This window comes from Porticoccus sp. W117 (assembly GCF_030341905.1).
Taxonomy (GTDB): Bacteria; Pseudomonadota; Gammaproteobacteria; order Pseudomonadales; family Porticoccaceae; genus SCSIO-12696.
On the sequence record NZ_JATAAF010000014.1, the window covers coordinates 40,110 to 58,406 of the forward strand.

16 protein-coding genes, 1 tRNA gene, 1 other RNA gene and 1 pseudogene are annotated in these 18,297 nt (G+C 52.7%); 8 read left to right on the plus strand and 11 right to left on the minus strand.

Going from position 1 to position 18,297, the window contains the following annotated elements:
• Window positions 1–236: 236 nt before the first annotated feature.
• The 4 genes from QSV34_RS10680 to ssrA form a co-directional block, all read right to left on the minus strand.
• Window positions 237–416, minus strand: coding sequence for a helix-turn-helix transcriptional regulator (locus QSV34_RS10680; protein ID WP_289154585.1), 180 nt, complete (start codon window positions 414–416; stop codon window positions 237–239).
• 189 nt (window positions 417–605) lie between these two features.
• Complete coding sequence (locus tag QSV34_RS10685; protein WP_289154587.1) at window positions 606–947, minus strand: hypothetical protein; 342 nt, start codon at window positions 945–947, stop codon at window positions 606–608.
• A gap of 2 nt (window positions 948–949) precedes the next feature.
• Window positions 950–2,161 carry a tyrosine-type recombinase/integrase gene (locus QSV34_RS10690; protein WP_289154589.1) on the minus strand — a complete coding sequence of 404 codons (1,212 nt, stop codon included), beginning with the start codon at window positions 2,159–2,161 and terminating at the stop codon, window positions 950–952.
• A gap of 182 nt (window positions 2,162–2,343) precedes the next feature.
• Window positions 2,344–2,697, minus strand: a transfer-messenger RNA (tmRNA) gene (gene ssrA, locus QSV34_RS10695).
• Between the two features lie 292 nt (window positions 2,698–2,989).
• Here ssrA and QSV34_RS10700 point away from each other — a divergent pair.
• Entirely contained in the window at window positions 2,990–4,534 is a 1,545-nt protein-coding gene (locus tag QSV34_RS10700; protein WP_289154591.1) for an AbgT family transporter, read from the plus strand.
• Between the two features lie 120 nt (window positions 4,535–4,654).
• Window positions 4,655–5,446 carry a universal stress protein gene (locus QSV34_RS10705; RefSeq protein ID WP_289154593.1) on the plus strand — a complete coding sequence of 264 codons (792 nt, stop codon included), beginning with the start codon at window positions 4,655–4,657 and terminating at the stop codon, window positions 5,444–5,446.
• A gap of 141 nt (window positions 5,447–5,587) precedes the next feature.
• Here the strand turns inward: QSV34_RS10705 and QSV34_RS10710 are convergent, their stop codons facing one another.
• Window positions 5,588–6,043, minus strand: coding sequence for a GNAT family N-acetyltransferase (locus QSV34_RS10710; RefSeq protein WP_289154594.1), 456 nt, complete (start codon window positions 6,041–6,043; stop codon window positions 5,588–5,590).
• 148 nt (window positions 6,044–6,191) lie between these two features.
• Between QSV34_RS10710 and QSV34_RS10715 the strand changes: the two genes are divergently transcribed.
• A complete protein-coding gene (locus QSV34_RS10715) occupies window positions 6,192–7,103 on the plus strand; it encodes a radical SAM protein (RefSeq protein ID WP_289154595.1) in 912 nt (303 codons plus the stop codon).
• Window positions 7,104–7,337: 234 nt separating this feature from the next.
• On the opposite strand, the gene QSV34_RS10720 is transcribed toward QSV34_RS10715, so the two are convergent.
• Entirely contained in the window at window positions 7,338–7,481 is a 144-nt protein-coding gene (locus QSV34_RS10720; RefSeq protein ID WP_289154596.1) for a hypothetical protein, read from the minus strand.
• 276 nt (window positions 7,482–7,757) lie between these two features.
• Between QSV34_RS10720 and QSV34_RS10725 the strand changes: the two genes are divergently transcribed.
• From QSV34_RS10725 to QSV34_RS10745, 5 genes are all read left to right on the plus strand, one after another.
• Window positions 7,758–9,809, plus strand: coding sequence for a TonB-dependent receptor (locus tag QSV34_RS10725; protein ID WP_289154598.1), 2,052 nt, complete (start codon window positions 7,758–7,760; stop codon window positions 9,807–9,809).
• Between the two features lie 296 nt (window positions 9,810–10,105).
• Window positions 10,106–12,196 carry an AsmA family protein gene (locus QSV34_RS10730; RefSeq protein ID WP_289154600.1) on the plus strand — a complete coding sequence of 697 codons (2,091 nt, stop codon included), beginning with the start codon at window positions 10,106–10,108 and terminating at the stop codon, window positions 12,194–12,196.
• A 98-nt stretch (window positions 12,197–12,294) separates the two neighbouring features.
• Window positions 12,295–13,347 (plus strand): A/G-specific adenine glycosylase, encoded by a 1,053-nt coding sequence (mutY, locus tag QSV34_RS10735; protein ID WP_289154602.1) that lies wholly within the window; start codon window positions 12,295–12,297, stop codon window positions 13,345–13,347.
• The gene (locus QSV34_RS10740; RefSeq protein ID WP_289154604.1) at window positions 13,344–13,616 is read left to right on the plus strand and encodes an oxidative damage protection protein; all 273 of its coding nucleotides are present in this window, start codon (window positions 13,344–13,346) and stop codon (window positions 13,614–13,616) included. Before mutY ends, QSV34_RS10740 begins: the two co-directional genes overlap by 4 nt.
• A gap of 88 nt (window positions 13,617–13,704) precedes the next feature.
• A tRNA-Phe gene (locus QSV34_RS10745) sits at window positions 13,705–13,780 on the plus strand.
• Between the two features lie 493 nt (window positions 13,781–14,273).
• Here the strand turns inward: QSV34_RS10745 and QSV34_RS15200 are convergent.
• The 5 genes and pseudogenes from QSV34_RS15200 to QSV34_RS10765 all read right to left on the minus strand — a co-directional run.
• Window positions 14,274–15,323: pseudogene (locus tag QSV34_RS15200) on the minus strand (recombinase family protein); the annotation flags it as partial.
• Window positions 15,286–15,633 carry a hypothetical protein gene (locus tag QSV34_RS10750; RefSeq protein ID WP_289154606.1) on the minus strand — a complete coding sequence of 116 codons (348 nt, stop codon included), beginning with the start codon at window positions 15,631–15,633 and terminating at the stop codon, window positions 15,286–15,288. The gene QSV34_RS10750 and the pseudogene QSV34_RS15200, both read right to left, overlap by 38 nt.
• A 135-nt stretch (window positions 15,634–15,768) precedes the next feature.
• Window positions 15,769–16,092: a hypothetical protein gene (locus QSV34_RS10755; RefSeq protein ID WP_289154608.1), complete on the minus strand. Its 324-nt coding sequence runs from the start codon at window positions 16,090–16,092 to the stop codon at window positions 15,769–15,771.
• 27 nt (window positions 16,093–16,119) lie between these two features.
• Window positions 16,120–16,665 carry a hypothetical protein gene (locus QSV34_RS10760; RefSeq protein WP_289154610.1) on the minus strand — a complete coding sequence of 182 codons (546 nt, stop codon included), beginning with the start codon at window positions 16,663–16,665 and terminating at the stop codon, window positions 16,120–16,122.
• Between the two features lie 10 nt (window positions 16,666–16,675).
• Window positions 16,676–18,292 carry a type IV secretory system conjugative DNA transfer family protein gene (locus QSV34_RS10765; RefSeq protein WP_289154612.1) on the minus strand — a complete coding sequence of 539 codons (1,617 nt, stop codon included), beginning with the start codon at window positions 18,290–18,292 and terminating at the stop codon, window positions 16,676–16,678.
• Window positions 18,293–18,297 lie beyond the last annotated feature (5 nt).

An 18,297-nucleotide genomic window follows, 5' to 3' on the forward strand; every position in this document is an offset into this window, starting at 1 on the left:
CCAAACTGGATTTGACACCTGACCCCAAACCCCATCCTATTTGGGGCAAGTCTGCCGTACATGGCGACAGAACCACACCGATGTAACGCTCTCGCGGTGGCGACCATCGACAGTCGATTCCACAAACCCTCCAAACTTGGAGTCAGCAGTTGTTTAAAGTGCCTGCCGGAATCCTCAAAGAGGCACCTACACTATAAATTTCACAGCAACGAACAAGCCCAAAGAAACAACACTTGTCATTTACTCGCCAAAGGCCTAGACTCGATCCACTCTTGCACTTCATTACTACGCCAAGCAACAGAGCGCTGAGTCAGTTGGACTGGTTTAGGGAAGGCCCCCTTTTTGATTGCCTCGTAGACACTTGACCGGGGCAATCCCGTAGCTGAACACACTTCTTTTATTCTCAGTAATCGCATAACAACCTCCACAGCCTCAGATCACATGAGGCCGAGTAAACCACTATCAGGCGATTGATTTCTGGGAGAAAGAACTTCCCTAGGAATAGCTAAATGAACCTCCCTAGGAGTAAAACAAACCTCTCTAGGAAATTTGAAATTTAAAGCAAGATTAAGACTTCTTGATTGAGGGGAAGAAAATGGGTCAGATTAACTTTTTGGTTCAAATATCCTTCTAATACGACGCATTTGGGTTTCACCTACTCCACACTTTACGCTGGATTCTTTTATGGCAAAAACTCCTGCCTTAAATTCTGCTGAAGATTTTTCCACCCCATCTTTGATGTAAAGGTCGTATTTTTCATTATATATTTCTAAATACTGCTCATAGCGTTCGCGATGCGTTAAAAAATCAGACTGCCAGCGCAATAATTCCGTCGCTTCTTTGTATTTTTTTACCTCCAATGGCTCTAACCCGGCCTTTTTTTGTTTATTGCCCATTTCACCAACTGCTTTCTTGAACTCATCGTTATCCATCAGAAATTTAGGCATTTTTACTTCCCTATTTTCGAATTAGCAGCAGCCACCTTCAGTGAATCAAGGTAGTTGGCCCATTTCTGCATCATTTTTTTTCTCTGCTTCAAGTGGGTAGTCCGGTTATAGGCCCGCCCCAAACTATCCTTAACAGCATGCGAAAGCTGGTGTTCAATCCAGTCAACTCTTTCTTCCAACACCTCATCCAGCAGCGTACGAGCCATTGCCCGAAACCCATGGGGAGTCATAGTATTATTGTCATAGCCCATCGTACGAAGAGCCGTTCTGACGCCATTTTCACTTAGCGGGCGGCTGGCACCTCTAGCACTCGGAAACACATAGCGCCCACGGCAGTTAAGTAGCTTCTGCTCTTCTATAATCTCCAGCGATTGATTGCTAAGGGGGACAATATGGGGCTCCTTCATCTTCATTTTTTCAGCCGGAATTTCCCAAATAGCATCATTAAAGTTAATTTCCACCCACTCCATATGACGAAGCTCACCGGGGCGGCAAAACAACAACGGCGACAACCTTAAGGCCGCCTTTACTGTGGAAGTACCCTGAAAACCATCTATGGCCAATAAGAGCTTACCGACTTCATCAGGCTCAGTGATGGCTGCAAGGTGCCTTTTTTGAGCTGGCAAAAGAGCATCTACCAGCGGAGCAGCGGGGTCATTCTCAGCTCGGTCAGTGATAATTGCATACCGAAATATTTGCCCACAGGTTTGCCTTGCTCGTTTAGCAGTTTCTATGGCACCACGATTTTCTATTTTACGTAGTACACGAAGCAGCTCCGAAGAGCTTACTTGCGAAATGGGGCGATGCCCTATGTATGGGAATATGTCCTTTTGAAGCGCCCTAAGCGTACGGTCTCTGTGGCTTTTAGATTTGTCTGACATTTTCTTGTCAAACCACTCCAGCGCAACTACTTTAAACGAGTTCGCATTAGCCTCTATCCCAGCGTGGCGCATTGCGCGCCTAACATCTTGCGGGTTTACCCCCTTAGCAACCTGCTTCCGGGCCTCATCTCTTCTATTGCGAGCATCCTTTAGTGAGACATCCGGGTATACCCCCAGGGCTAACTCTTTCTGCTTGCCTGCGAAGCGGTAAGCGTATTTCCAATACTTACCACCATTAGGCATAACGTGTAACTGCAACCCCCTGCCATCAGACACCTTCACCTTCTTATCCCGAGGTTTAAGCGAGCGAATTTTTGTATCAGTGAGAGCCATTTGTACGCCCTTCAATTTTGTTGGGGTTTAGATGAGAGAAACACTCGAAACCCAACTCAAAACCCATCAACTTGTTGGGGCTTCCATCAAACCCCTTCAGACAATCACAGACACAGTATATACAAAAAAGCCCCATAGATCAGTATCTACAGGGCTTTCTCGGACTTCTTTAAACTACTATTTGGTGGAGGCGGCGGGAGTTGAACCCGCGTCCGTCAGCACTCCGCCCTCGGCTCTACATGCTTAGACCCTATCAATTAATTTAGCGTCACTCAGCCCGATAGGCAGGACGAGGTCGGCGATCTTAGTAAAGTTTAACAGTGGTGTCCTAAGCCAACCTCACTGCGGTCCAGTTCTATTTGACAGAAGCTTCCCGTTTACTGGCATCCAGTGGCTTCTGCTAGCGGGCTTATGCCGCCAGAGCGTAGTTGTCGTCGTTGGCAACTAATAAAATACGACTTTGGATTTACGTGATTGGTCGTCATCACGACATGCACCTTGGGTTTTGTCACCGGCGTCGAATCCAAAACGCCCCCAGGCGGAGCTTGTTGGCGAACTGCTGCGTTGCCCGGCGGTCTCGATGATCGTCACATACTGTATGTATGCTCCTCACCTCTCGCCTTGCATTTCACTCAACAATCTCCGCCTGGCGTTCTGATTAATAAAAAAAACCAAAACGGAGTGCTCCACGGTGTTCGCATGTTTTCCCGGCGCCAGGCGCTTATCTCTGGGCGGGTGTCATCCACGAACGTGGGCGATTGTAGCAGAGATTTGCCTCGCCACAGCCCTTCGGCTTAAATAAGCCAACTATTTGCAGAGGCGAGAATAATGACAAACGCAACCGATGCTTCCCCTACCCTGATGAACCGCGTGCTCAACAAGGTTGAGGTGGTGGGCAATAAACTGCCCGACCCGGCCATTTTGTTTTTGTACGCGCTGCTCATTGTCTGGTTGTTGTCGTGGCTGTTGTCCGGTGTGGATTTTGGCATTAACCACCCCAAAACCGGCGCCCCCCTTGAGGTGGTCAATTTGCTCACCGGCACGGAGTTGGCCAGCTTCCTATCCAATATGGTGAAGACCTTTACAGGCTTTGCGCCGCTGGGGGTTGTGCTGGTGGCCATGTTGGGCGTGGGGGTTGCGGATGAGTCCAAGTTCATCAATACCGGCCTGAAGTTGATGCTGCGCCGCACGCCAACTTTCCTGCTGACGCCCATGGTGATTTTGATTGGCCTGCTCAGCCACAGCGCCATCGACGCCGGCTATGTGCTGGTGATCCCCCTGGGGGGCATTATCTTTTACGCCGCTGGCCGCCATCCGTTGGCGGGTATTGCGGCGGCCTTTGCCGGCGTATCCGGTGGCTTTAGCGCCAACCCGGCACCCTCGGCGCTGGACCCATTACTGCAAGGTTTTACCCAACCCGCCGCGCAGATTATTGACCCCAACATTGAGGTCAATCCGCTGGGCAATTACTTCTTTACCGCGGTTTCCAGCGTGTTGGTAATCGCCCTTGGCTGGTTTTTGACCGATAAGGTGATAGAGCCGCGTCTGCAAAAAACCGCCGCACTGAACGACGATATCGAACCTGCAGAAGATTTAAGCACCGTCGCCCCTCGAGAGAAAAAGGCCTTTGTGGCCGCCGCCCTGACCATGTTTGCCGGCCTGGCCTTGCTGGTGCTGGTATTGCTGCCCGCCGACTCCCCTTTCCGGGATGCCGAAGGCTCGCTGAACTCGTTCCAGGCGCCGATTATGCAGTCCATCGTGCCGCTGATTTTGCTGCTGTTTTTAATCCCCGGTGTGGTTTACGGCCGCATTGCCGGTACCTTTGAAAATGGCAAAGCCGTGATCGACGCCATGAGCAAATCCATGTCTGGCATGGGTTACTACATTGTGATGGCATTCTTCTGCGCCCTGTTTGTCAAAGCCTTCGCGGATTCCAACATCGGCGCACTGCTGGCGGTAAAAGGCGCCGAGGTATTGAAGGCACTTGCCCTGCCCGGCGGCGTTACCCTGTTTGGCATTATTTTGCTGGTGGGCTTTGTGAATATCTTTGTGGGCTCTGCCTCCGCCAAGTGGGCACTGTTGGCCCCCATCTTTGTGCCCATGCTGATGCAGCTGGGTTTCTCACCAGAGCTCACCCAGGCGGCCTATCGGGTGGGAGATTCCTCCACCAATATTATCACTCCGCTGATGCCTTACTTTCCGCTGGTGGTGGTGTATTGCCAGCGCTACGTGAAGCAAACCGGTATCGGCAATCTGGTGTCGATGATGCTGCCCTACTCGCTGGTGTTCCTGGTGTGTTGGTCGCTGTTCCTTATGGCGTACTGGGGGGTTGGTATTCCACTGGGCTTTGGAGCCAGCTATACCTACCCGTAATGTATAGAAGGTCACAAAAACTCCAGTGGTTTAACTGATCCAGATCAGTTTCGGTGGTTTGGCGCTTCCTATAATGGCGCCGATTTTATTAACCACTGCTTAACCACTGGAGTGACAACCATGTCCACCCAAGAAACTGTACTGGTCGTTGTAGACCCTCAACAAGACACTCACCCGGCGATGGATCGCGCCATTGCCAACGCCAAAATCCGTAAGCCGGAAGAGCGTTCCCGGCTGGTGATTCTGGTTACCCCGGATACCGATGACCTGGCCAAAACTCCGGTCATCAAGGGTCAGGCCTGGCTCAGCGGTTTGATGTCCATGGCGTTTCAGGACAAGGTGGAATACCAGCTGGAATTGGGCTGGGGAGCCTCCCTGCCACAGGTGCTGCACAACGCCGTGGAAAAGTACCAAGCCAATCTGGTGATGTTGCCGCTATACAAAAACGGCAACGACAAAGTACTGAATGACGACCGCTGGAATTTCCTGCGCAACGCCCAAACCCCGGTGCTGTTGATTCGCCCGGAAAACAACCGCCCCCGCAAAAAACTGCTGGCAGCCATTAAAGTGCAAGACAGCAAATACCAGCAGCTTAACCAAACCGTGGCATCCCGCGGCCAGTGGGCGGCGCAGCGCTACAACGCCGACTTGCACCTGGTAAACTGCTACAGCGATTCCATGAACTTCCCCGACCGCAGCGCCATTGCCCGTCTGGCGGATGTGCCCAACGAGCGCATTCACGTACAGCAAGGCGACCCGGATCAGGTGATCCCCCGCGTAGCCAAGGACATCGACGCCGATATGATTCTGGTAGGCACCCAACGTCGTACCGGACTTAAAGGTGCGTTGCGCGGCAACACCATTGAGAAGATTATTCGCGGCCTGCCTCAGGACGTGATGATGTTGGTGTAAAGACGGCTGCGGGCAGCGAGCCTCTTGCGGCTGGCTGCCCTAGCATTAGTCATTGCGAAGGAGCGAAGCGACTGTGGCAATCCAGCGACTTGCAAAGCCAAGACTCTGGATCGCCGCGCTGCGCTCGCGATGACAGCTTTTTTAGCCATTCAGAGCTTTCCGCATCACCCGATGCGGCAGGCCAACTTCCATAAAAACTTCGCCCGAAGCACTAAACCCCAGTTTTTTATAAAAACCCTCGGCGCTGGTGCGGGCGTGCAACACAATTTTACTGCAGCCATGCTCACCGGCCCACTTCTCAGCGGCCTGAACTAGCTGACTGCCAATGGTGCAGCCGCGATATTCGGGCGCCACTGCCATTTGCCTCAACTTGACGCCATCCTGCTGCCAGGGCGCCAGTACCAAACAGCCCGCAATCTTGCCGCCCAACTCACAAACCAGGTGGCCTGAATCCGCTTCAGCCTCAAGCTCGGCATCGCTAAAGCTCAAACCCTGGGGCTTGCGCAGCACCTCGTAACGCAGCTGCACCGCGTTGTCGTAGGCCTCACTGCCGTGTTTAACAGAATAACAATGGCCAATCATCGCCTTTATGTTCATTTCGCTTTCTCTGCTCGCCGTCTTTGCTAATCAAGGTCAATCCGGGGTTTACCTTTAAACTGTATTCATATACAGTACACATTAACTGTACGCAAATACAGTATTAACTGCCTTTAAAGGCAGCAACAGAAAGTCAGGAGAGCACGCCATGTTTATCAGCCATCGGAGTACCAACAAACACAGCGGATTTCTGCGTCAGTTGTTTGGCCCCACCAGCACACCCACCATGGCACAGTCGTTCACCTCTCCCCGGCTTCAGCAGCAAGCCCAGCTCTGTGATGCCCCTCAAATCAAAAAGCCGGTGCGCCGCCACTGCCACAACCCGGTGAATGCCTTGCTGGACAAAAGCCAACCACTACAGCGCCTGGCCCGTGAGCTGAACCGCCCCGGCTACCACCCAACTCCCATTACCCTGGGTGTAAAGAGTGACCCTTACCGGGTAAACGACAAACAGCTGGCCACTACCCGGCAAATACTTGAACTGCTACTGGCTCACAAACACCCGGTACACATCATCACCAAGAGCCATCTGATTGTAAAAGATCTAGATATTCTCACTCAGCTGGCAAAACAACGTTTGTGCACCGTTGAGCTGTGCCTGCACACCATGGATAGCCACCTGAGCCGCAAAATTGAGCCGCGCACCTCATCGCCAGCGGCGCGCCTGAAAACCATCAGCCGACTGTCTGGCGCCGATATCCCCGTAGCCGCCATGGTTGCGCCGCTGATTCCCGTGGTCAACGACGCCGAGATGGAGGCGCTGCTCACCGCAGCCCAACAAGCTGGCGCCATCGCCGCTGGCTACGAATACCTCAACCTGCCCACAGATTTGGCGGGAGAGTTTGATCTGTGGCTACAGCGCCATTACCCAGAGCAGGCAGAGCGCATTTTCCACCTCAGCCAAGCCAACCTCAGCAGCAGCGCCCAGGAATTCGCCCGTATGGTTCAACAGCGCTTCCAGTTGTGTTGCCAGAAGCTCGGCCTGAGCCATGGCGGTTTGCCAGTGCTGGATACATCGTTCTTTCGACCAACACAACCTTCGTTAATAACATCAGGTTGATCAGAGCCAGCTCATCCAGTCACTTGGCAATTTCCTTTTAAAACGCACTTTTATTCGTGTTACGATATAACATCGTAGAAATAATACTGTTGTGCAACATCGCCAGCTTATTCACACAAACGTTCTCTGAAACCGGATGGAACAGCGTCAATAGCCTGGAACCCTTACGCCAAAACTGATCAAACGGCCGTGACTACTTACTTTCAGCATTTTTGCAAACGCACCCGCGTGACATCACAATGCGCCCTGCTGCTGCTCGTGGCCGTGTTCACGGTCAATTGTGTTGCTGCTGTCAGTCATATCCACGGGCCCAACGAACACCAGTGCGCAAGCCACCAGCACGACCATCGCTGCGCTGATCCACAAGATAAGCAGCAAGCAGATCACTCTCACTCCAGTGACGATCACTGTTATCTGTGCCAGATGGCGGATATTGGCAAGCTCTATTTGGGCTTAGCTGGTTTCCAGCTCCACAGTCCGGCATACAATCCAGCACAACAATCCTTTAAAGTCAGGCTACTCAGCCCGTCTCTACACAGTGCCCAAGCCAGAGGGCCTCCCCACTTCGCCTGATTTTGTCAATTTAGCGGCCAAAGCCGCTACACACTTGCGCCTTTAAGGCCAAGTCACACAACACACTATCAAGGCAGCACCATGAAACAGAACATTCTTGCCAGCAAATCATTGCTGGCTCTGGCAGTGGGTACCATCTCCGCCCAGGCATACGCACAAAACACTCAACAGCCACAAACCAGCATTGACGAAGAAGTCATCATTACCGCATCTCCGGTACACGGCGATAAAGACAAAGTCATTCAGGGCATTTCCATACTCAGCGGCGACGAGTTGCGCGAGCAGGCCGCCGCCACCTTGGGTGAAACCCTGCAAGGGGAACTAGGCATCAGCTCCTCTTCCTTTGGCCCTGGCGTTGGCTTACCAGTTATTCGCGGCCAGAGCGCCAACCGGGTCAAGGTACTGCAAAATAGCCTCGATACCCTGGACGCCTCCGACACCAGCCCGGATCACGCCAGTGGTACCGAATCACTACTGGCAGAGCGCATCGAAGTGTTGCGCGGCCCATCCACTCTGCGCTTTGGCAACGGTGCCATCGGCGGTGTGGTCAATGTGATCGACAATCGCATCCCGGAATCGGTACCCGAGTCTGTAGAGTCCGCCGTCGAAGTACGCCACAACAGCGCCAACAGTGGTGACAACCTAGTATTTAAGGTGGACGGTGGCGAGGGCAATATCGCTTGGCACCTGGATGGTTTGTATCGCAGTAGCAACAATATCCAAATCGACGGCCCTGCCATGCTTGAGCACGAAGAAGAGGAACACGAAGGCGAGGAGGAGCACGAAGAGGAAGAAACCACCATCGGCTTTGTAGACAACACCGACGCCAACACCAACAGCCTTACCGGCGGCCTGTCCTGGGTCGGTGAAGACCGTTTTGTGGGCTTTAGCGTTAGTCGTCTGGAAAACAACTACGGCATTCCCCCCGGTGCCCACGGCCACGAAGAGGAAGAAGGTGAAGAAGGAGAAGAGGAAGAAGAAATCATCCGCATCGACCTGGAACAAACCCGCTACGACTTCAGAGCCGGACTCAACAATCCCTGGGAAGGCATTGAACAACTGAGTTTCGGGCTTGCTTATAACGACTATCGCCATGTGGAGTTGGAAGGCGCAGAGCAAGGCACTGTGTTTACCAACGATGCATGGGAATCCCGCCTGGAACTGGTGCACGAACAGTGGGGCAACTGGAAAGGCGCCTTTGGTCTGCAACTGCAAATGGCTGACTTTGCCGCTGTTGGCGAAGAGGCTTTTGTAGCCCCTGCCGACATTAGCAACTACGGGGTATTCTGGCTGGAAGACATGAACATAGATGACTGGCACATCGAACTTGGTGTGCGCGCCGAACGTCAACAGATAGACCCGATAAATGGTGCTGAGGTATCCCATACCACTACAACGTTGTCTGGTGCCGCCCAGTGGTTGTTTGCTGACAACCAACACCTGAGCTTTAGCCTCACCAATGCCGAACGCGCGCCCACAGTGGAAGAGCTGTTTTCCGAAGGTGCTCACTTGGCCACCAACCAGTTTATCTTTGGCAATAGCGCTCTGGACGAAGAGACCAGCCTGAACTATGAACTGGGCTACCACTATCACAGCGAAGCAGTGACCTTACAAGCCTTTGTTTTCTATAACGATATCAGTGATTTTATCTACGAGCTTGGCCGCGGCACCGAAATGGAAGAGCTGCCGGTATTCGACTACGTTCAGCAAGACGCCACCTTCCAGGGCGCCGAAGCCGAGTTGAATATCGCTCTTAACGAGGAATTGACCCTGAACCTGTTTGGCGATTACGTGCGCGCCGAGTTGAACGACGGCAGCGATGTACCCCGAATCACACCAGCCCGATTTGGTACAGAGCTGGAATACGGCGCTGGCGAGTGGAGCGCCAAATTGCGCTGGACCGAAGTACAGGACCAGGATCGCCCCGGCGATGAAGAGGAACCCACTGAAGGCTACAGCCGCGTGGATACCAGTCTGAGCTACCAAATCGACGGTAACAACGCCGATTACACCTTGTTTCTGCGCGGCAGTAATTTGCTGAATGAAGATATTCGCGACGCCACCTCATTCCTGCGGGAGTTCGCCCCCCAGGCCGGCCGCAGTTTCGAACTGGGAGTTCGTGTCACCTTCTAACAAGCCCCGTCATCGCGACAAATCGGCAGGATAGCCGATTTGGGCGCCGCAGGCGGTCGCAGACCGAGCACCATGGATGGTGCAAGTCACCGCAGCGCGGCGATCTCCAGAGTATTGGAAATCGCCGCGCAAGCACTTTCACCCTGCAAATACTCTCCTCCGTCATTCCCGCGCAGGCGGGAATCTATAGCGCTTAAAGCGTCTAAGTAAAAGCCAATGAATCGCCGCCTGCGCGGGGATGACGGTTTTTTTCTATCCTCAATTGGTTACACTCACGCCACTGATTGGAGACCTCTGTGAAAGCGCTTTTAAAATGGACACTTGGCCTCGCTCTGGGCGCTGTTGCCCTGGCACTGATCGCCGCAGCAATACTGCTGTTTGTGGTAGACCCCAACCAATACAAACCGCAACTGCAACAACTGGCCAAAGACAACCAGATAAACCTTGCTATTGACGGCGACCTGAGCTGGCAACTGTGGCCAGATGTAGCCATCAGCGCCGCCGACACCCGCGTTAGCGGTGCCAACTTGCCAGATATTCAGGTAGCCCGCGCGGACTTGGCACTGGAACTGGCCAGCCTGATCAAAGGCGAACTGGTGGTGCAAAAAGTCACTATCGACCAGCCGCTGATTCGCCTTGAACTCACCGACAGCAATGCCAGTCAGCAAGCCGGTGCCATCGCCGCTGCCCCCATCGCCACAGCGGGCAACAGCGAACCCGGCAGCCCTTTTGCCATCCACAGCTTACACATTAACAATGGCACCCTTGAGTTGTTGGAGAACGGTGTACTGCAGCAACGCATTGGCAATCTCAATATTGCTGGCCAGAGTATCAACCTGAACAACACGCCCTTCCCCATCGATATGGCTTTTACCACCGGCTTGCCAGGGGTGGCGGAAAATGTGCAGCTACAACTCAGCGGCCAGGTGAGCAACAACAATCTGCAACAGGTGGCACTCAATGATGGCAACATCAACCTGAATATCACCAGTCAGACCTATGGCGACCACCAGATTAACGGGCAGATAAGTGCCCAGCTCGACCTCAGCAAAGATCAGCTTTCCCTGCCCAATGTAAACCTGCAGTTAGACGGTATTCCCCTGTCGCTGTCCGCGGTGATTGACCAACTGAGTCAAACACCCAAGGTAACAGGCACCATCGATCTGCCGCCGTTCAACCCAGCCCCATTGTTGGCCAGCCTGAGCACCGAAAGCTCTGCACCAAACATCGAACGTCTGGGATTAAAAGGCGATTTCAGTGTTACCGCAGAGCAATACCAGTTGGACAATCTTGCCCTGACCCTGGACGACTTCGCGCTTTCGGGCAGCTTGTCGGCCACACTCTCACAACAGCGTCATATAAAGGGTTTATTCAAAGGCACTACACTCAATCTGGACAACTACACCAGTGGTGATGACAGTACGGAACAAACAAACAGCCAGGCATTATTCGCTCCTTTGCTTGCCCCCTTGGCACTGTTGCAAGGCGGCCGTGGGCAGATAGAAATCACCTTGGAAAAACTGATTGCCCAAGGCGTTGAATTGGACAATGTGCAGATCAACAGCTTTGGCAACGGTCAGGTACTTGAAGTGGCCAACGCCTCTGCCAATGGCTTTGGTGGCACTCTCAAATCCAACGCCCGCATCGACCTGTCTCAGCCACAGCCGCAGCTGACATTTGCCGTAGACAGCAAGGGCATTGACCTGGGCGCTGCCCTCACTACGGTGGCTGATTTCAGTGAACTCAGTGGCCGTGGCGACCTGCAGTTCAGCGGCACCACCCAAGGTAACAACAGCGAGGCGCTAGGCGCCAACCTGCGTGGCAATGGCCAGTTCGCTCTCAACAACGCCCTGTACAGCGCCACCAATATCGAACAACAGCTGTGCGCGGTGGCGGGAGACAAAGACCAGCAACCGGAGAGCTGGCCCAAGGGCACTCGCCTCAACACCACCGCCGGGCGCTTTGCCCTCAACGGCGACACCCTCACCCTGAACAGTGTTAGCAGCGGCGTTGGCAATGTGGCACTGCGCGGTCAGGGCGACCTGCAAATGCAGCAAGGGCTTATGGACATGCGCCTGGTGTTCAACATCAATGGCGCCACATCCAGCGAGCAGGGCTGCGTACTGCGCAGCAAATCGATCCAGAATCGCGACATCCCCCTGCATCTGAAAGGCCCGGTTGCCGACATCAATAGCGTGGTTACCAACGCCCTGGTGGACTTAATGGCGCGCACCCTGATCGAAAGCAAAACCAATCGCCTGCTGGACAAACTGTTGGGCACCGATGAGCAGCCGGTGGAGGGGGAACAAGCCAATGAAGATGCGCCCCCGAAAGACAGCAAGGATCAGTTGAAAGATTTGTTGAAGGATCTACTCAAGAAACGATGATGGATGTATGTCATCCTGAGCGCAGCGAAGGATCTCTTTGCTGATATACAATCCAGGATTCTTCGCTACGCTCAGAATGACAAAAATATCAGACCAGTATGACCGCCACTACGTTTGCCCAACGCCTGCTCACCTGGTTTGACCAGCACGGCCGCCACGACCTGCCCTGGCAACAAGACATCACCCCCTACCGGGTGTGGGTGTCGGAAATCATGCTGCAGCAAACTCAGGTAACCACGGTAATTCCCTACTACCAGCGATTTATGGCGCGCTTCCCCAGCGTACAGGCACTGGCAGAAGCCCCACAGGACGACGTGCTGCACCACTGGACGGGGCTCGGCTACTACGCCCGCGCCCGCAACCTGCACAAAGCGGCCCAGCAAGTGATGGCGGAACACAACGGTGAATTCCCCGATAGCGTGGAGCAGCTGAGCACCCTGCCCGGCATTGGTCGCTCCACTGCCGGAGCCATTCGCTCCATTGCTTTTAAGAAACGGGCGGTGATTCTCGATGGCAACGTCAAACGAGTACTCACCCGCTACCGGGCCATCGGCGGTTACCCCGGCACCACTGCGGTTGCCAATCAATTGTGGCAACTGGCGGAACAGCTCACCCCGAAAAAGCGCGTGGCGGATTACACCCAGGCGATTATGGATCTGGGCGCCACCCTCTGCACCCGCAGTAAACCCGCGTGCCTGCTGTGCCCCATGCAAACCGATTGCCAGGGCCACGCCAGCGGCGACCCCAGCCAGTACCCACACCGCAAGGCCAAAAAAGAAAAACCGGTGCGGGAAACCTGCTTGCTAATTTTGCAAAATAGCGACGGTGACATCCTCTTGGAAAAACGCCCGGCCAGCGGTATCTGGGGCGGCCTGTGGGCCTTTCCTGAATGCGACACCACCGCTGATATCGAGCGCATTTGCCAGCGCTACCAGTGCCAGCCTTTGGACTGGGAAGCCAACGAACCCCGCCGCCACACCTTCAGCCACTACCACCTGGACTACACCCCAGTGCACGTACAGGTCTCCGCAACACGGCAAGCCATGGAAGCCGGGCGGCAGGTCTGGTATAACCCTCGCACAGAATTAACACTGGGCACCGCAGCACCCATCGCCCGGTTATTGAACGAACTCGAAAAGGTAGCACCATGACCCGCACCGTACACTGCCGCAAACACAACCAGGAACTGGAAGGGCTGGATGCCATGCCCTTCCCCGGCCCCAAGGGCCAGGATATTTTCGACAACGTCTCCAAACAGGCATGGCAGGAATGGCTCAACCACCAAACCATGCTGATCAATGAAAAACACCTGAATATGATGGACAAGGAGTCCCGCAACTACCTGGCGGAACAACGCGACCGCTTCCTGTCCGGGCAAAATTACGACGCCGCCGAAGGCTATGTACCGCCCTCCGAATAGAGGTAAAAAATTCTTGGTCAGCCGCTTGACGACCGAAGGATGAGCGGGTTTAATACGCGCCTTCTCGCAACGCGAGTCATCTACCTACGCCCAGATAGCTCAGTCGGTAGAGCAGAGGATTGAAAATCCTCGTGTCGGCAGTTCGATTCTGTCTCTGGGCACCATTTTATTTTTATGTGCGCAAAAACCATCTAACATCTTGAATGGTAAGGAAAAATCAGGAGTTTGATACCCCTGATTTCGCACATAAGTCATGCGCTCTGTCAGCACCAGTTTAACCACCGCTTTTCGCTCCTCATATCGCCCGAAGGCCCATGTTTCATAGGGTTTCGCCATAAACTGCAACGCAGTTCGATACATCTCGTCAAAGGGGCGTATTGGACGCCCACAATTGGCTATTTTTTCCTCTAGCAAGAGCTTGTCGCTTTCCAGACTTTCAATCCGGCTTTCGATACGTTTCTTGGCCGTCAGAGAATCCGTATCCATCATCGTATCAACGGCGCTTTCAATTTTGCGCTCAATGCTGGCAATGTCTCGGCTCAGTAACTTATGGCGCGCTTGCACAACAGTAGCCTGATGGCTCCAGAGTTTCTCAAACATGACTGAGAGCGTATCGATCTGCTCTTTTGATGGTGTGCGCTGCTTTAATAGCTCTTCAAACTCACCCTCCAACACTTCACGCCGGATAGACTTACCTTTCAAGCTACATTTTCGGGTCTGACACATATAATACGCATAGCGCTTGCCTGTGCAGCTTCTTGACCATGCTCCGGTAAAGGCATTGCCGCACTCCTCACAGCACACACTCCCACGAAGCACAAAATCTTCATTGAGATTCTTTCTGGTCGGTGCATAGGCCCGCCCTTTCAAGCGCTCTTGCACCCTCTGGAACAGCTTGTAGCTCACCAAGCCCTCATGCTTGCCTTTGCGAAGCTCGACACCATAGGGCTTGTAACCAACATATCCGGCATAGATCGGGTTGGTCAGAATCTTATCGACACGGCCATTGCCTATCTTTCCACTTGCCTGCTTTGGAAATTGGGGATGGCCTTCCAAGAAGTAACGCACCTCTTCTTTGGTTTGGAATCGACCGGAAGCAAAACCCTCATAAGCCTCTGTAATAATGCTTGCTATAGGCTCATCACGAAATAGTAAGTTTCCGTGTTCTTTCGTCTGCACAAACTTAAAACCCACCGGTGCATTAAAGGCATGGTAGCCCGCCTCTAATCTTGCGGTTTTCTTTTGCAGGTTTTGACGGGCAATCTGACGGGCCTCCATATCACCCACCAGTACATTAACATTCTCGGAAAACCAGCCCTCTAAAGTATCGTCAAAGCGATAGTTGGGGCTTTCGATAACAGCGCCGAAACTCTTAATCGCTTTTTTAACTTTGGGGTATTGCTCAAAATCTCTTGAAAGCCGCTTTAGATCATCAAAAATAACAACGTAATTGCAGTCTTTGTTTTCTTTGAGGTGATTGAGCAGAGCGACAATCCCACGGCGCTTTTTATAGTCACCTCTTCCCGAGACATCATCGGTATAAACAGCTTCTATCTCGTAATGATTTTGCTCTGCATATTGACGGCATCGGTGCTCTTGACTGGTTAAGCCTGAGCCATCAGTAGTTTGCTTGGCACTGGACACTCGACAGTACGCCAGTGCTTTTTGATTAGACTCCTTCATCAGCACTCTCTTTCTCTGCGTCATTGCCTGCGCAGTGTTCAATTGTTTTGGAACACTCTATATTTAGCAGTTTTTCAGAATCGGGGCTAACTTTACTCACCATGTTTCCAAACATTATTTGGGATATATCTTCGTTATAGCCCATAAGAACGAAAGTTTTGGCAATCTCCCAAATGACGCCGAGCATTTCATTGTATTGCTCTTCACTCATCTCATACTCAGCCCAGATTTCCCGATAATCTTCGGGATTCATCTTGAGCGGGGCAAGGGCTGAACATTCCTCTTCGCTATCGTTTATAGCGGTAGAAGGGTCTATGGGCGGCTTGTATTCCATTGGTTTGCCTTTCGTTAGCTGTTAGTTGTTCCTCCTCTGTCATTTAGAACAAAACAAGAACAAACAATTATCACCGAATTTAGAATTTGACAATCATAAAATGCGCGCTTGAAGATTTCGGGAAGCAGAAGCTATTTATCTATCTCGATCTTGGCCTCTGTTTTGCGCTTTCATCTGCTGCTTAAACTCACTAATCCGGTCATAGGCTTTGTCAGAGAGTTTGGACAGACGCAGCGTTTCGCCATGAGAAAAGCTTTTGGACTCTCTCACTTGCCCTTGCGCATCGGTATAAATCCGGCCCGGTTCCGTGGAGTAGGAAACACCGTTTTCGCGGGCGTTTTCAAAAATCGCCATTTTGAGAGGGCCATCCCATAGTGTGTCTTTGGGCTTATTACCTTTGCTTTGGTGCTGCCCTTTATTTTGATATTGTGGGTTGGATTGATTGGCATAGTCACTCATAGTGTTTACTCCGGCTTTAGGTGGTGGTTATCGCTCTAAGTCGCGCGATTGCGGGTCTTGTTTCATGGTCTCAGCAAAAACTCTGACCTGTTCATTTCGGATGAGACGGGCTTTGGGGCCATGCTGTTTGATATAGGCATCGACGTAAGGACGGCTGGCGCTGGCTCCATAGCCAAGGTCAGTGTCGATTGGTGGGGCTTGGTTATGGGAGGCCTGTTGAATATCGGAGCGCAGCCGATTGCTGGCTTTGTTCAAAGTACCCCTGTGAGCCTCAATATGGTTTTGACGCCATGTGCTTTCAGCGATTGGAAGGTCTTGTGGAGGGATTTCACCGGCTTTTTGCTGAAACTGCGCCTTGGCAAATCCCTCGCGGGCCTTAAACGCCATGTTTTGTTCAAGGCTATGGGCTGCGCCGTTCATGGCCTTGTGGCCTTGGTTCAGCTTGCCAGTGCGTTCGTTCTCAAGGTTTGAATGCACCGCCGCTTCTACAGGGCCGCCAATCGTATAGCGCAGCTCTTCATTCTTTTGCAGCGGGCGCTCCAATAGCTCTAACTGGTCTTTGGTAATGGTCATGGGTTCGTCCTCAAACATTAGGGCGGCAGCCTTCAATATACCGCCAGAAACCGCCTTGATATTGTGGAAGGTGCGCCAGCACACTAGGCACACGCTCTTCAATAACACGCGCCCGCCGTGAGCCAAGGCGGGTTTTGATGCTCACATGCTCGGCATCGTGATAGGGGTTGTTTAGATACAAGCCTGCAAAGTCGAAGCGCTCGTAGTGGTTGATCCAATGGCCCATAATCGGGCCTTCCACTAAACCAGAGGCAAAGGCCACCATGGCGCTAGGAGGCAAATTCAAAACCTCGTCAGGTTTGAGGACTTCGCGCGGTTGCTTGCTGCGATGGGTTTCGGCTTCTGTGTAATGACGAAGATCAGCCGCTGCTTCAAAGAAATTACCGCCGCTCAAGATACGCTGCGCCGCATGTTGTTTAAGCCTGCGGGCATCGGATTGCTCTTTCAGCGCGTCATATTCCAAAGACATAGTGCCCGACATGCGAGACACCATATTTGCGCTGGATTCGGTTCTTACGCCTTTAAAAACGCGAAACTGCGCGGAGCCGATAATTTCGTCGGCTTGGGGGCCAAATGCAGCCCGTATCTGCGACGTCTCCTGCCATGCTGCTACGTTATTTATTAGCCCAGCCCCGCGTCCGTAGGTAAAAAGCTCACGCAGCGAGGGCACATTTCCACACTGACCTGCTTCGTCCCAAAGAACGCTGACTGGTGTCCCTCCGGGGCAACGCAATTTATTCTGGATAGCAGACCCCATAACCTGCCGAATGGCCGGGGCTTGGGTTTGAATAAACTCGATAGGCCAGACCACAAATACGCCAATCTTGCGATTAGCGTCTGTAAGCCATTGCAGGGAAAAATCAGAGCCGCCGAACGTCCATTGCAGGCGTGGGTCGTGCATAAAGGCAAATGCACTTTGCAGTACACCCAGGGGAGCGGTGAAACTTTCTCGGCCTTCCTTCTGCAAAGCCATGATTTCACCTGCAAAGCTTACAACGGTTGGAAACCGCGATTCCATCATGCGTTCGAGAAGATCACACCAAAGGTCAGTATCACCTTGGATGCTTTGCACCAAATAAAATACTCCAGTCAGGCTGGCGCAGCCTGCATATTCCGCATCGAATAGCATGAGAGCCGTTAGCCAGCGCCTTGCATCGTCATACGTCCAGCTTGATTTAACTCCCAGCGGAGTCGAACAAAAATCTTGAGCGGCCTTTTGCGCGTCAGCTATCAGGCTCACGTTGTTAATAGTCAGGTGGTCAAGCGGGTTGCAGCGGCCTTGGGGTAGGCCCAGCATTCCTGTTGGATTCACGAAATGCAGTTCATATCCCTGTAAAGACAGTGCAAGAATGCTTATCGCTGCCAACTCTCCACGAGGATCAAAACAGATAAAGTTATTCGGTAAATGGCCGCCAATCAGGATATTGGCAAAGGCACTTGCCGACTTACCACAACCAGCCCCACCAAACAGGGCCACCGAGCCATCATTCGGCACAAATAACTCATGGCGTTTGTTTTCGTCAAAGCCGAAGCTGATACCTTTACCGGATAACAAACCGGCCTGTCGTAAATCGTGCAAGCTGGCAGCGCCAGCGCTGCCATAGCGATCTCGTTCGTAATCGAACATAGGAA